This window comes from Methylophilus sp. DMC16, from assembly GCF_056314045.1.
The window spans coordinates 1-14,835 of the sequence record NZ_JBQUZC010000002.1 but is presented as its reverse complement, the minus strand read 5'-3'; the positions used below and the strand labels follow the sequence as shown (position 1 = coordinate 14,835).

13 protein-coding genes and 1 tRNA gene are annotated in these 14,835 nt (G+C 51.1%); 6 read left to right on the top strand and 8 right to left on the bottom strand.

Annotated features, from left to right (window positions below):
- Positions 1–34 precede the first annotated feature (34 nt).
- The 6 genes from clpS to ACT53D_RS08130 form a co-directional block, all read right to left on the bottom strand.
- Positions 35–346 carry an ATP-dependent Clp protease adapter ClpS gene (gene clpS, locus ACT53D_RS08155; protein WP_194748617.1) on the bottom strand — a complete coding sequence of 104 codons (312 nt, stop codon included), beginning with the start codon at positions 344–346 and terminating at the stop codon, positions 35–37.
- An 81-nt stretch (positions 347–427) separates the two neighbouring features.
- Positions 428–1,699, bottom strand: a complete 1,272-nt coding sequence (locus ACT53D_RS08150; RefSeq protein WP_313985737.1) for an HlyC/CorC family transporter — start codon at positions 1,697–1,699, stop codon at positions 428–430.
- Positions 1,700–1,780: 81 nt separating this feature from the next.
- A complete protein-coding gene (gene secF, locus ACT53D_RS08145) occupies positions 1,781–2,725 on the bottom strand; it encodes a protein translocase subunit SecF (protein ID WP_194748615.1) in 945 nt (314 codons plus the stop codon).
- A 44-nt stretch (positions 2,726–2,769) separates the two neighbouring features.
- On the bottom strand, positions 2,770–4,599 hold the full coding sequence (gene secD / locus ACT53D_RS08140) for a protein translocase subunit SecD (RefSeq protein ID WP_476155634.1): 1,830 nt from the start codon (positions 4,597–4,599) through the stop codon (positions 2,770–2,772).
- Positions 4,600–4,659: 60 nt separating this feature from the next.
- Positions 4,660–4,974, bottom strand: coding sequence for a preprotein translocase subunit YajC (yajC, locus tag ACT53D_RS08135; RefSeq protein WP_194748613.1), 315 nt, complete (start codon positions 4,972–4,974; stop codon positions 4,660–4,662).
- A 445-nt stretch (positions 4,975–5,419) separates the two neighbouring features.
- The gene (locus ACT53D_RS08130) at positions 5,420–6,610 is read right to left on the bottom strand and encodes a tRNA guanosine(34) transglycosylase Tgt (protein WP_338655228.1); all 1,191 of its coding nucleotides are present in this window, start codon (positions 6,608–6,610) and stop codon (positions 5,420–5,422) included.
- Between the two features lie 156 nt (positions 6,611–6,766).
- Here ACT53D_RS08130 and pssA point away from each other — a divergent pair, with 156 nt between their 5' ends.
- From pssA to ACT53D_RS08110, 4 genes are all read left to right on the top strand, one after another.
- Entirely contained in the window at positions 6,767–7,555 is a 789-nt protein-coding gene (gene pssA, locus ACT53D_RS08125) for a CDP-diacylglycerol--serine O-phosphatidyltransferase (RefSeq protein WP_313985745.1), read from the top strand.
- 125 nt (positions 7,556–7,680) lie between these two features.
- Positions 7,681–9,213 (top strand): 2-isopropylmalate synthase, encoded by a 1,533-nt coding sequence (locus ACT53D_RS08120; protein ID WP_379074820.1) that lies wholly within the window; start codon positions 7,681–7,683, stop codon positions 9,211–9,213.
- An 84-nt stretch (positions 9,214–9,297) separates the two neighbouring features.
- On the top strand, positions 9,298–10,191 hold the full coding sequence (gene yedA, locus ACT53D_RS08115; protein ID WP_476155631.1) for a drug/metabolite exporter YedA: 894 nt from the start codon (positions 9,298–9,300) through the stop codon (positions 10,189–10,191).
- 24 nt (positions 10,192–10,215) lie between these two features.
- Positions 10,216–10,887 (top strand): histidinol-phosphatase, encoded by a 672-nt coding sequence (locus tag ACT53D_RS08110; protein WP_476144348.1) that lies wholly within the window; start codon positions 10,216–10,218, stop codon positions 10,885–10,887.
- Positions 10,888–10,920: 33 nt separating this feature from the next.
- Here ACT53D_RS08110 and ACT53D_RS08105 read toward each other — a convergent pair whose 3' ends face one another.
- Positions 10,921–11,754 (bottom strand): cytochrome C assembly family protein, encoded by an 834-nt coding sequence (locus ACT53D_RS08105; protein WP_313985825.1) that lies wholly within the window; start codon positions 11,752–11,754, stop codon positions 10,921–10,923.
- A 138-nt stretch (positions 11,755–11,892) separates the two neighbouring features.
- Here ACT53D_RS08105 and ffh point away from each other — a divergent pair, with 138 nt between their 5' ends.
- Together ffh and ACT53D_RS08095 are read left to right on the top strand one after the other, a co-directional pair.
- Positions 11,893–13,254 (top strand): signal recognition particle protein, encoded by a 1,362-nt coding sequence (gene ffh / locus ACT53D_RS08100; protein WP_194749092.1) that lies wholly within the window; start codon positions 11,893–11,895, stop codon positions 13,252–13,254.
- 139 nt (positions 13,255–13,393) lie between these two features.
- Positions 13,394–13,469, top strand: a tRNA-Lys gene (locus ACT53D_RS08095).
- Between the two features lie 319 nt (positions 13,470–13,788).
- Here the strand turns inward: ACT53D_RS08095 and ACT53D_RS08090 are convergent.
- Positions 13,789–14,448: a hypothetical protein gene (locus ACT53D_RS08090; RefSeq protein ID WP_476155629.1), complete on the bottom strand. Its 660-nt coding sequence runs from the start codon at positions 14,446–14,448 to the stop codon at positions 13,789–13,791.
- Positions 14,449–14,835: the final 387 nt, after the last annotated feature.

The following is a 14,835-nucleotide window of genomic DNA, read 5'->3' as shown; positions in this document are numbered from 1 at the left end:
TCTTGCGATGCCTATTCCCTGCTTCAACCCTGTGTTACGCCGCTTCAATGACGCATTGCAAGGGATGTTGCGCTTCTCTGGCCGACTCCAGCACCTGGTGCATTTTGGTTTCGGCTATGTCTTGTGGGTATACACCGCATACGCCCACACCCTCGGTATGTACTTTGAGCATGATTTGCGTCGCTTGTTCGCGGGTCTTGCTAAAAAAACGCTCAATCACTGCCACCACAAACTCCATCGGGGTGTAGTCATCATTGAGTAACAACACCTTAAACAGTTCGGGAGGTTTGGGTTTGGCAACTTGAGGGGCTACCGCCAAATCACTATCACGCTTGGGTCTTGCCATAGTTTCGTATACCTGTCTTAGGACTTATTTTGCGCCTTGTATTAAAAAATTCAAGTGCTGGATACGGAAGTTAGCCGTGTTTTAAAGATAAATTTTGACGCGCTTGACGATACGATCCTGCGCTTCCAGGATTTCGAGCCGGTGATCACCGATCTTGAAGCTGGTATTCTGCTCGGGAATATCCTCAAAGTGCTCCAGAATCAGTCCATTCAATGTACGTGGACCATCGGTAGGCAACGAGAGTTTCAATTTGCGGTTGAGATCGCGCAACAGACTGCTGCCATCCACCAGCCAGCTGCCATCTTCATGTTGATGAAACTGGCGTTCATGTTCTGGCGTTTGAGTGGTGAACTCACCGACCACTTCTTCCAGAATGTCCTCCAATGTCAGCAGGCCTTTGAATTCGCCATATTCATCTACCACCAGCGCAATGCGTTCATGGTGCTTCTGGAACTGCTGTAACTGGGTATACAGTGGCGTGCCAGAAGGGATGTAGTAGGGCAGACTCATGGCTGCCTGCAGCAACGCTTTGGTGGGCGCCTGGCCGGTATGGAAGTCGCGCAGGAGCGGCAGTACTTTGCGCACATGTAAAATGCCAACAATGTCTTCATGATCGCCCTGGCGTACTGGCAGCCGAGAGTGGTGGCTACGCACCAGTTGTTCCATGATTTGCTCAATCGGATCATCGAGGTCGATGAATTCCACCATGGTGTGCGCCGTCATTGCATCGTCGACAATAATGTCTTCCAGATCAAGCAAGTTGAGCAAAATGGTCCGGCTTTGTGACGGGATATATTGTCCGGCATCGCTGACAATGCTGCGTAGTTCTTCAGAGGTTACCGCTTGGGCCTGCTCGTCAAAGTTAACGCGTACCCTGAGTATTTTCAGGAAGGCTTTGACAAACAGATTGACAAACCAGACCACGGGCGTGAATAACCATAATAGCGGGTAGAGCAGGTAACTGCTGGCAAAGCCCAGTTTTTCGGCATGGGCAGCGGCAATCACTTTTGGCGAAATCTCACTGAACACCAGAATGGCAAAAGTGATGGCCAGCGAGCCAAACATCAACACATAGTCGCCCTCACCAAACAGACGCTCCGAAATAATCACTTCCAGCGTCGAGGATCCCACAATACAAAACGTGTTGCCCAGCAGGATGGCACCCAGAGTTTTGTCGGTTTGCGCAATCAAGCGGCTTGCCAGTTTAGCCCCGCGGTGACCTTCTTTGGCCAGATGTCGCATGCGGTAACGGTTCAGCGACATCAAACTGGTTTCGGCAATAGAGAAAAAGGCCGTAAAAGCCAGCAACAGCAGTAGCAGGCAAATCTGCCAGCTTAAGGGGATATTGTCCAAGGGGGCGACGATAAAAACAAGAAGCCACTAGTGTACTCACCAGTGGCTAAAAATCAAGGGAAACCGGGACTAGGTCGCGGCTTAGGGGGCGAGGGCGGCTTCGTCTTCTTTCGGTTTTTTCTCGCTGTCACCAATCAGGTTGGCACGGTTGACGCCCAGCCACATGGCAATCGGGCAGGCAACCAATACGGATGAGTAAATGCCGAACAGAATGCCAATGGTCAAGGCCAGTGAGAAGTTGTGCAAGGTTTCGCCACCAAAAAACAGCATGGAACAGACCATGGTCTGCGTCATGATATGGGTGATGATGGTGCGTGACATGGTGCGCGTAATCGCATTGTCAATCACTTGCACTGCGCTGGCTTTACGCATTTTCTTGAAGTTTTCACGCACACGGTCAAAGACCACCACAGATTCGTTCACCGAATAACCCAGCACGGCAAGAATCGCGGCGAGCACCGTCAGGTTGAATTCCCACTGGAAGAACGCAAAGAAGCCCAAGATAATAATCACGTCGTGCATGTTGGCGATGATGGCAGCTACCGCAAAACGCCATTCAAAACGCAAGGCCAGGTAACCCATGATGCCTGCGCAGACCAGCAGCAAGGCCAGCGCCCCATTTTCATACAACTCTTCACCCACTTGTGAGCCGACAGACTCCACACGACGGATTTCAGCACCTGCATCCGCGCCTTTCAGGGCCGTCGAGATTTTTTCAGAGAGCTGGGCAATCGATAATTCTTTTTTGACGGGCAGGCGGATCAGCACATCCTGGCTAGAACCAAAGTTCTGCACCGTGACATCTTTCAAGCCAACCGCATCCATGACCTGGCGAATTTGCTCGATATTGGCAGCGGCCGGGTAATGTACTTCCATCACGGTCCCGCCGGTAAAGTCCACCCCATAATTGAGGCCGCGGTGAAACAGGAAGAAAATTGCCAGCACAAACGTGATCAGCGAGATTGAAGTGGTCAGACGCCCGTAACTCATGAACGGGATGTCTTTTTTAATTCTGAATAATTCCATAATGTGTTCTCTTAAATGCGTTTCTAGTCGTGGCAGGTCACGGATTAGCCGATCCGCAGGTGCTCAATCTTGCGGCGATAGCCATACAAGAGATTCACCAGTGCACGAGAAACCAGCACGGCACTAAACATAGAGGTCATAATGCCCAGCACGTGAACCACAGCAAAGCCTTTGATCGGGCCGGTTCCGAACATGAACAGTGCCAGACCTGCAATCAAGGTCGTCACGTTGGAGTCCAGAATCGTATCAAACGCGCGATCGTAACCGGCATGGATACTGGCTTGCGGCGTATTGCCGTTACGCAACTCTTCACGGATACGCTCGTTGATCAGTACGTTGGCGTCAATTGCCATCCCCAGAGCCAGTGCAATCGCGGCCAAACCTGGCAGAGTAAGTGTGGCTTGCAACATGGATAGGATGGCAACCAGCAATAGCAGGTTCACGCCCAAAGCCATGACCGAGACGCCGCCAAACACCATGTAGTACACAATCATCATGACCGCAATTGCGGCAAAGCCCCACAGGGTAGAGTGCACGCCACGTTTGATGTTTTCTTCACCCATGCTTGGGCCCACGGTACGCTCTTCAATGATTTCCATCGGTGCGGCCAATGCCCCGGCACGTAACAGCAATGAAATGTCTGTGGCTTCCTGTGCGTTGGCCATGCCGGAAATCTGTACGCGGCCACCGCCAATTTCTTCATTGATCACCGGCGCCGTAATGACTTCGGTGCTACCTTTTTCAATCAGCAAAATCGCCATGCGTTTGCCAACGTTTTCACGGGTGACATTTTTAAAGATTCCGGCACCACGGCCATCCAGCGTAACATTCACGACTGAAGCGCCATTTTGGCCATTCACGCCAGGCCCTGCATCGGTAATCCGGTCACCGGTCAGCACCACATTCTTTTTCACCAGTACGGGGCGACCTTCACGGTCAGTGAACATCTCATCGCCAAACGGCACCTGTCCGCTTTGCGCTTTTTGCAAGGTCGCCATGTCAGACTTCTCTTCGTCTACCATGCGGATTTCCAGGGTCGCGGTCCGGCCCAGGATTTCCTTCGCCTTGGCGGTATCTTGCACACCAGGCAATTGCACCACAATGCGGTCCATGCCTTGCTGTTGCACGATAGGCTCAGCCACACCCAGCTCGTTAATCCGGTTGTGCAGCGTTTGCAGGTTTTGCTTGAGGGCGAATTCCTGAATGCGTTTTTGCGCCATCAAGCTCATGCTGGCTGTCAGGTTGAAGTCCTTGTCGCTGCCCGTAATTTTATAAGTCAGGTCAGAATAGTCCTTGGCCAGCAGGTTGCGAGCCTTGGTGGCTTCTGCTTCGGATTCAAATTTCACCACCACCACTTGGCCCTGGCGCTCAATGCCGAAATAATTGACTTTCTCTTTACGCAAGGCCATGCGGAAATCGCCCATGGTGCTTTCTGCGGCTTTATCCAGCGCGGCTTTCATGTCTACTTGCAGCAGAAAGTGCACGCCGCCACGCAAGTCCAGACCCAGATACATCGGCTTGGCGCCTATGCTTTGCAGCCAGTTTGGTGTTTGTGGCACCAGATTGAGCGCGACGGTATAGTCTTTACCCAGGTTGGCGACCAATTTGTCTTTTGCCAGCAGTTGCGTATCGGTATTGGCAAAACGTACCTTCACGCCGCTCGCATCCATAAACACGCCATCAAACGGAATATCCGCGAGCTTGAGCGTATCCTCCACTTTGCGCAGCAAGCCCTCATCCAGCTTGAGCGAAGTTTTGGCCGGACTGATTTGTACCGCAGGCGACTCCCCAAAAAAGTTGGGGATCGTGTACAGCAGCCCAATCACAATCACGGTGCCAATCAGCACGAATTTCCATAACGGATAACGGTTCATAACAAACTCTTGTTCAGAATGAAAGGCAAGCGCTTTGCGCTTGCACTAAATGGATAACAGTTAAATCGATTTTAAAGTGCCAGCAGGCAGCAAGGTCTGCACAGTGTGTTTCTGTACATGCACCACGGTATTGGCCGCGATTTCGATGCTGACAAAATTTTCACTGACTTTAGTCACTTTGCCGACAATCCCGCCGTTGGTCGCCACTTCATCGCCTGCCTTCAGTGTTTCGAGCATGGATTTATGCTGCTTGGCCTGCTTGACTTGTGGGCGGATCAGCATGAAATAAAACAACACAAAAATGACCACCATAGGCAAAAAGCTCATAAAGTCGGTGGCTGGCGCGCCAGCGGCATAGGCATTGCTGATAAACATAATACTTGTTCCTGAATGAATCTAATAAGTAACTCGCGATTCTAGCACAGGCAAGAGAAGAATAAATGGCGGGGTGTGATTCGAGGATGAAAGGGCGTTATTTGCTGAAATGCGTTTTATGAGCGTTGTCGTTCTGGCGGAGGCCGGAATCTAGACGAGGGTAATATTAGCTTGGTTATGATTGAAGCATGAGCGTTAGTAAAGGGAGCGACTGTTCGAGTCACGCAGCGGCTCACGCATTTTGTGAGCTGCGAGGTCGAGTTTCGTGACTGCTTGTTTTGGCGAGCAACGGAGGGGATAAGCGGAAGCTAGGGTGTCGTTTTCTTTGCCTTCTTTTTGATGGACAAGCATAAGAAAGAGCAGTCGCCTAAAGGCGAAGTAAATCGATCATCGATTCAGCTTATGCCTCAGTGTTTCATTCACCTCTACAAGCATGGAGTTGTTCTTAACGCTTCTCTGCCCGTTTCCGGGCAAATTCCGCCTTAAACGCCTCAAAGCGGTTTTCTTCGATCGCCGCCCGCATGCCTTGCATCAACACCTGGTAATAATGCAGGTTATGGATGGTGTTCAAACGCGCGCCAAGAATCTCGCCGATGCGGTGCAGATGATGCAAATAGGCACGGCTAAAGTGCTGACAGGTATAGCACTCACACTCATCATCCAGTGGGCGTGTATCCGTTTTGTAACTAGCGTTCTTGATCTTCACATCGCCGTATTGCGTGAACAGCCAGCCATTACGGGCGTTACGGGTGGGCATCACACAGTCAAACATATCAATGCCATAGCTGACGGCATCCACTAGGTCTTCAGGGGTGCCGACGCCCATCAGGTAGCGAGGTTTGTCTTTAGGCATTTGTGGCGCAGTATGTGCCAGGATGCGTAACATGTCTTCTTTGGGTTCGCCGACCGAGAGGCCGCCAATGGCATAGCCATCGAAGCCAATGGCTTCCAGGCCCTGGCGCGAAATATCGCGCAGGTCTTCGTACATGCCGCCCTGAATAATGCCGAAAAGTGCATTGCCGTTGGTGGGCAGATGCTCGGCACGCAGTTGTGCGACCTGTTCCTGGCCACCCTGCAGGGTCAGGGTATGCGCGATGGTGTGTGTCTGGTAGACATTAAATGCATCGCGACTGCGTTGTGCCCAGCGCAGGCTGAGTTCCATCGACTTGCGCGCCTGATCATGGCTGGCCGGGTAGGGTGTGCACTCGTCAAAAATCATGACGATGTCACTGTTGAGTACACGCTGGATGCGCATGGACTCTTCAGGTGTCAGAAAGCAGCGGTCGCCGTTGATGGGGGACTGAAACTTGACACCTTCTTCGGTAATTTTGCGCAAGTCGCCCAGGCTCCACACCTGAAAACCGCCTGAGTCGGTCAGAATAGGCTTATCCCAGCCCATGAATTTATGCAGGCCATCATGCGCTGCAATCACTTCCAGGCCCGGCCGTAACCACAAATGAAAAGTATTGCCGAGCACAATGTGGGCTTGAATCTCATTGAGCTCCTGTGGAGACATGGCTTTGACCGTGCCATACGTGCCCACCGGCATAAAGGCCGGGGTTTGTACTTCACCATGGGGCAGGCTGACGGTGCCGCGGCGAGCTAGGCCGTCGGTATTGTGTAAGGAAAACTGCATGAACGCGCGATAACTGGCTTAAATAAAGCGCTATTTTAGCACAGCCGGGATACTTGCTTCTTGCGGAGAAAACCCGCTTGCATGCAGGGGGCACGCTTGCATTTTTTGTGATTGCCCGCAACAATGCAGGTATTCTGCAATTCTGAAAAGTTCCTTATGGTTGAATCACAAAACCGCCAGTCTAGACGCGAACAACACACCAGCCTGCGGCAGCGCGGGATTTACCTGCTACCCAACCTGTTTACCTCAGCTTCGCTATTTGGCGGTTTTTACGCGATTGTGCAGGCGATGAACCAGCACTTTGAGCAGTCAGCGATTGCGATTTTTATTGCCATGGTGATGGATGGCCTGGATGGCCGTGTGGCACGCATGACCAATACCCAAAGTGCGTTTGGCGCTGAATATGACAGCCTGGCGGACATGGTGTCATTCGGGGTCGCCCCGGCGCTCATCATGTATGTGTGGGCCTTGCAGCCCATGAACAAGCTGGGCTGGATTGCAGCGTTTATTTATGCCGCCTGTGCCGCCTTGCGCCTGGCCCGCTTCAATACCAAGCTGGATGATCCCTTTCAGGACAAGCGCTACTTTCAGGGCTTGCCTAGCCCGGCCGCAGCAGCCTTGATTGCCGGCTTTGTCTGGGTGTCTTATGAATACAATATCGATGGCCGCGAGATTTTCTTTGGCGCCTTGCAGGTGAAATGGATTGCCTGGTTTATCACTATTTTTGCCGCAGGCTCTATGGTCTCTGACCTCAAGTTCTACAGCGGCAAGGATATCAACCTCAGACATTCGGTGCCGTTCGTAGCCATTTTGGCGGTGGTGATGGCCTTTGTGCTGATTTCATACAGCCCGCCAGAAGTGTTGTTTAGCGTGGTGTTTGTGTATGCCTTGTCTGGCTATTACATGTGGGCACGCGAGCGGCTGCAATCCAAAAATACTGCCTAGTGCAGAGTCTTCTCTAAAACGCGCTTGGCTAAGCGCGTTTTTTATTTGACGCCTGCGGTGTGGGCGCGGTTATAGTCATTTAAAGGACAAGCGGGTAAAATCCGGCTGTCAGATTAGGAATATTCATGGAACAAATTATTATTTTTGATACCACGTTGCGTGACGGAGAACAAAGCCCCGGCGCAGCGATGACTAAAGAAGAAAAAATCCGCATTGCCCGCCAGTTGGAGAAATTGGGTGTGGATGTGATTGAAGCCGGGTTTGCTGCCGCCAGCCCCGGTGATTTTGACGCGATTTCCGAGATCGCCAAGGTGATTAAAACCTCTACCGTTTGCTCGCTGGCACGAGCCAGTGAAAACGATGTGCGCCGTGCCGGCGAGGCGATCAAGCATGCCGTCCGTGGCCGTATCCATACCTTTATTGCCACCAGCAAAATCCATATGGAAAACAAGCTGCGCATGACGGAAGACCAGGTGGTTGAGCGTGCTGTGCAAGCCGTCAAATGGGCGCGTGAGTATACTGAGGATGTCGAGTTTTCTGCGGAAGATGCGGTACGCTCAGAGATTGATTTTCTGGTGCGCGTGTTTGAGGCCGTGATTGAAGCGGGCGCCAAAACCATTAACGTCCCGGATACGGTGGGTTACAGCCTGCCTGCGGTGTGGGGCGAGCGCTTTGCCACCTTGATCCAGCGCGTCAAGGGCGCGGAAAAAGTGGTCTGGTCTACCCATTGCCATAACGACCTCGGCATGGCGGTCGCCAACTCGCTGTCAGCGGTCATGAATGGTGCACGTCAGGTCGAGTGCACAATCAACGGCCTGGGCGAACGCGCCGGGAATGCCAGTCTAGAAGAAGTTGTCATGGCAATTAAAACCCGTAGCGATATTTTTAACCTGAACACGCGCATTGATACCACGCAAATCGTGCCGTCGTCCAAATTGGTTTCTACCATCACTGGTTACCCTGTGCAACCGAATAAAGCCATTGTCGGTGCCAACGCGTTTGCGCATGAGTCTGGCATCCATCAGGATGGCGTGCTCAAGCATCGTGAGACCTATGAAATCATGCGCGCCGAAGATGTGGGTTGGGGCGCCAATAAATTGACCTTAGGCAAACTGTCTGGCCGCAATGCATTTAGAACCCGGTTGAAAGAGTTGGGCATCGAGCTCGAAAGTGAGGACGCGCTCAATGCGGCGTTTGCGCGCTTTAAAGAGCTGGCTGACAAAAAATCGGAAATCTTTGACGAGGATTTGCATGCATTGGTCAGTGATGAAGTGGTGCAGGAAAGCCGTGAAATGTTCAAGCTGAGCTACTTGCAAGTGGCCTCGCAAACCGGCGAGATCCCGCACGCGATTTTGACCCTGAGTGTGGATGGTAGCGAGCAGCGTACCGAAGCCAATGGCGGTGGTCCGGTCGATGCGACTTTCAAGGCGATTGAAAACGTGGTGCAAAGTGATTCCGAGTTGCTGCTGTATTCCGTCAACAACATCACCAGTGGTACCGATGCGCAAGGGGAGGTGACCGTGCGTTTATCCAAGGGTGGGCGCATCGTGAACGGTCAGGGCGCCGATACCGATATTGTCGTCGCCTCCGCTAAAGCCTATCTGAATGGCCTCAACAAGCTGTATGCAAAAGCAGAAAAATTGAACCCGCAAGTGTAAGCAGGCTCTGAACCAACGCTTGTTGCCTGCGGGTAACAAGCGTTTTCTTTTTTCAACCATGACACCCTGGAAAGGCAAGCCGCAATGACGCAAAGAAATCATTGGTTGTTGGTGACCATTGCGCTGGCTTGTACCTACTTTATCTGGGGCTCAACTTATCTCGCGATTAAGTATGCGATTGAGAGCTTTCCGCCTTTTGTGATGGTGGGGCTGCGTTTTACCATAGCCGGTAGCCTGTTATATGTCAGTTTGCGCTTGCTCGGGCATGCGCCGCCGACACGCTTGCAGTGGCGTGGAGCGGCCTTGGTTGGCCTGCTGTTGCCCGTGCTGGGCAATGGGACGGTGTCACATGTGCAACTGCATGTATCCTCCAGCGTGGCTGCGCTTGCGATTGCGACTGCGCCCATCTGGATGGCGATTTTCTCCAGCCTGTGGGGGCACAAAATCAGCCGCCGCGAATGGTTGGGCATTGCGATTGGCCTGATCGGGATTTTATTGCTGAATACCCGTGGCAGCCTGCAAGGCGACTGGGTCAGTGCCTGCTTGCTGATGTTTGCAGCCGCATGCTGGTCATTGGGATCGGTCTGGGGCAAACATTTGTCTATGCCTTCCGGGCTCATGGGTGCCGCTAGCCAGATGTTGTGTGGCGGGCTCATTGCGTTTTTATTCAGTATCGCCTTTGGCGAGCATATGCCTGCGCAGGTGTCGCCCCGGGCATGGGTGGCCCTGGGCTTTATGATAGTGCCTGGGTCTATCATTGCTTTTTCTGCCTACCATTGGTTATTGCATCATGTGCGTCCCCTGGTCGCCAGTAGCAACACCTTTGTCAATCCGGTGGTCGCCTTTGTCGTCGGCGTCTGGTTTGCCGACGAACAGTTATACCTCATGGAATATATTTCGCTGGCCGTGATTCTGGTCGGCGTCTTTTTAGTGCTGACGGCAACCAAAGAAGCCGTGCCCGATGAACAGATTGTTTAATGTTGATTAAAGAAATGAAGCGTGATGAAACAAAACCTGGCCTTATTTGACTTGGACAACACCCTGCTGGCAGGGGATAGCGACTATAACTGGAGCGTGTTTTTGATTAGTGAAGGCCTGCTGGATGGCGCACAACACAAGGCGCGCAACGAGCAGTTTTACGAAGACTATAAAAACGGCTGTCTGGATATTTATGCTTTTCTCAAGTTCCAGTTGCAGCCTTTGTCGCAACATCCCAAAGCGTTTCTGGATGAGCTGCATAAAAAATATATGACCAACGTTATCCGCCCGATGATGACGCAAAAAGCACAAGACCTGGTCAACCAGCACAAAGCCAACGGTGATTTGTGCATGATCATTACCGCGACTAACAGCTTTGTCACCAAGCCAATTGCCACCGCATACGGCATCGAGCATCTCATTGGCACCGATCCTGAAATGGTGGATGGGCAATATACTGGTGGCGTCAGTGGCACGCCCAGCTTTCAGCAAGGCAAGGTGACGCGTCTGAACGAGTGGCTGGCTGCACGTGGTCAGCGCTTGGCCGATTTTGAGAAAAGCTATTTTTACAGTGATTCACACAACGATTTGCCACTCATGAAACTGGTGACCAATCCGGTGGCTGTGGATGCGGACCCTACGCTGACCGCCTACGCGCAAGACCAAGGCTGGCCTATCATCAGTCTGCGAAACTAATAAAAGCCGTGTATGCTGGCAGGCGCTTAATAGTTAGCGCCCCAGCACCACGTGTAACACAAAACGGCTACCTATATACGCCAGCAGCAGTAACACAAACCCCACCAGCGTCCAGCGCGTGGCGACTTTGCCCCGCCAGCCATATTTAAAGCGCCCAAACAGCAGCCAGGCGTAGATCATCCATGAGGCAATCGAGAACACGGTTTTGTGGTTGAACTGCAAGGGTTTGCCAAAAATCTCTTCGCTGAACAGCATGCCGCTGATCAAGGTAATCGTCAGCAAGACAAAGCCCACGTGCAACACTTTAAACAGCAGCGCATCCAGCACCAGTAAGGGTGGAAAGCCTTGCAGCGCCAGCCAGCTGTTTTTTTGGTGCAAAGCGCGCTCGGCCATGCGCATCAGACACGCATGCAGCGCCGCAAAGGTAAACAGGCTGTAAGCCAGTATGGCGATCAGGATATGCAGGTTAAACAGGGTGAAGCCGTGGGTATCCACATAATAGTCTGTCACCGCAAAGCCTGGCATCAGCACGCAAAGCGCGGCAGGCGGCAAGACGAAGGCCTGCAAGCTGTGTAATGAATGTTTTAAATCGGCCACCCAGTAAATCAACACCGTCAGCCATAAAATCGCCGACAGCGCGTAATACACCCCCAAATTGACTGAGCCGATAGCAAACATATCCCGATAGAGTAAGCCGCCATGCATGACCAGCCCCAGCGCCACCATCGCGCCGTGCAGTTGAAACGGAAAAGCATTTTCATCGACCGGTTTGCCCTGTTTGGCAATGCGCCAGTAATCGAGCGCCACCGCCATATAGACAAACGCGACAATCAGGTAAGGGAGCAGGTGTTGAGTCATGCTTGGCATTATGGCAAAACTCATTGCATTCGCCTAGGGTTACTGCCGCGCAAACGCCGGATGCATGCGCTTTATTGCAAGGGTTGCCCCACCATGATGTAAAATCACTTTATACAAATTTCATGAATGATGAAAGAAAGGCCTTCCATGCTGGAAAACCTGACCGGCCGTTTGCAGGGCGTGATTAAAAACCTGCGCGGCCAAGCCCGTTTGACTGAAGACAATATTGCCGATGCCATGCGCGAAGTCCGCATGGCCCTGCTGGAGGCCGACGTGGCTCTGCCAGTAGTTAAAGACTTTATTGCACGCGTGAAAGAGCGTGCTAATGGCCGCGACGTATTGCAAAGCCTCACCCCCGGCCAGGCCGTGATTGAGGTGGTGAATGATGAACTCACCGAGCTCATGGGTAAAGCCAACGTCGGCCTTAACCTGGCCGCTGTGCCGCCTGTGGTGATTTTGATGGCAGGTTTGCAGGGGGCAGGTAAAACCACCACCTCAGGCAAGCTGGCCAAGCTGCTCAAAGAGCAAAAGAAAAAAGTCCTGCTGGCCAGTGCCGACGTCTACCGTCCTGCGGCGATTACCCAGCTGCAAACGCTGGCCAAACAGCTCGAGATCGACTGCTTTGATTCCAACCCGCAGCAAAAGCCGTTGGACATTGCTGCGCAGGTCATGGATCAAGCCAAAAAGAATTACTACGATGTGGTGATTTTTGATACGGCCGGTCGTTTAGCCATTGATGAAGCCATGATGGCCGAAATCAAAGACCTGCATGCCTACCTCAAGCCCACTGAGACCTTGTTTGTGGTCGACGCCATGCAAGGCCAGGATGCCGTCAACACCGCCAAAGCGTTTGGCGAAACACTGCCACTGACAGGCGTCATCGTCACCAAGCTGGACGGCGATGCACGCGGCGGTGCTGCGCTCTCGGTGCGTCACGTCACCGGCAAGCCGATCAAGTTTATCGGTGTGAGTGAAAAAGTGGATGGCCTGGAGCCATTCCACCCAGACCGCATGGCGGGCCGTATCTTGGGCATGGGCGACGTCTTAAGCCTGATTGAAGAAGCGCATAAAAAGGTCGACATGGCCGAGGCGCAAAAAGTCGCCGACAAAATCAAGTCTGGCGCCAAGTTTGACCTCGAAGACTTTAAAGCGCAAATGCTGCAAATGCGCAAAATGGGCGGCATGGCCTCACTCATGGACAAAATGCCCAGCCAGATTTCCGGCATGGCGCAAAAGATCAACACCGACGACGTGGATAAATCCATGCGCCGCATCGAAGGCATCATTAATAGCATGACGGCAGAAGAGCGCCGCAAACCCGAGCTGATTAAAGCCACGCGCAAAAAACGGATCGCCGCCGGGAGCGGTGTGCAAGTGCAAGACGTCAACCGCCTGCTCAATCAATTTGAAGAAACGCAAAAGATGATGAAGATGTTCAGCAAAGGTGGCATGGCCAAGCTGATGCGGGGCATGGGCGGCATGATGGGCGGAAAATTCCCCGGAATGTAAAGCAAAAAATCGGGATGAATAAAAAAATAAACTTTTTATACAAAAAAAGCCAAAACAGCATTGACCAAATTTAATTCATCCCCCATAATCGCGTTCTTTCAAATTTGACGCAAAACAAAGCGGCAGACAAGAAACAGATGGGGTGTTAGCTCAGCTGGTAGAGCAGCGGACTTTTAATCCGTTTGTCGTGGGTTCGATCCCCGCACACCCTACCAAAATACAAAAGACGGCTCGCAGAAATGTGAGCCGTTTTTCTTTTCTCGATACTAAACAGCGGTTCAGTTTTCAGCATTTCGCAAATTTCAAAAAAAGTAGTGGAGTTCAAGGTTCTCAGAATTCCGCCGTTTCAGTAATTTTAGTCGGTGGTCCTGTTCAGCTTTACCCGAAGCTCATCCAATTGCTTTCCTAAAAACTACATATAGTCGTATGTCTTGAGCTATAGGCAGACAAGCAAACAGTGGCTGACTGATACGACGGTAATCTCAGTGGAGATAGGTGGCAATTATGTTGACCAGTCCTCAGGACAGAATGGGCTTAAAGTTTGCGATTAAGATTTTGAAGATATTCCTTAATGATTACATCGATATTTCGAAAAATAACAAAAAGATAAAATAATCCAAACAGCAGAATTAACAAAGAAATTACCAAAAGGTTTGCATTAATAAGGGCCCCGATAGCCGATGTGTATTCATTCAATAAGTAAAAATTATCTGATCTTGATGGCCTACCTAGAGTTGGCCCCAAATTGTTCGACAATACGCTAAACAAAATACCGGCTATTGGTAGCAATACCGTTTTGAATATCACGCGATATAGCATATCTATGTTGATACCCTGTTGTCCTACTCTTAAAGTAAACAATGAGAATGTCATTAGCAGCCAAGGAATGGGAAGTATCCAACTGTATAGGCACTGTAAATAGATGAATTTTTCAACATGAAAGCCAAATAGGCTGTGAAGATTGTCAATCCAAGGGAAAGCGCTCACTGTCCTACTGACTAGTTGCTTTGCTTCAGGAGAGTCTTGCAAAATAGTACTTGGTACCATAAATACACCCCACAGCAGTAGGCCGATGAGTGTTAAAACGCAGGCAATATCAAGATGTTTTCTTTTGCTTGGTTCTCCAAACCAATCCATGATTGCTTCAAGTTTAAGCAGTGATTTAGGAATTTGATGTTTTGATATTTTTACCATTTCAATAATTTAAAAATGGTATGTTATCGAATTATGAATGCAGAATTAAAGTCTGACTTCCCCCACGTCCAAAAAAGAACTTACCCGCAACTTCCACCCCTGCCCATAATCGCTGGTGTTGAGCCATAGCCAAGCAATCAGGGGCTGGCTGATACGACGGTAATCCCGGCGGCAATCGATGGCCGTTATGTTGGCTTGGTGTGATGGTTGAGATTTGTCCAGTTTATGGATGTCTACTCTTTGTTGATTTCTTTCCTATTATGTTAGTCTGCGTTTCATACTGAGTTTAGTAATGAACTTGGGTGTATTGTGAATCGCCACCAATTTACTAGACACCTTTAAGCCGTAATAATGGCAATAAAAGAAAGGTGCAGTATGAGTGGTAAA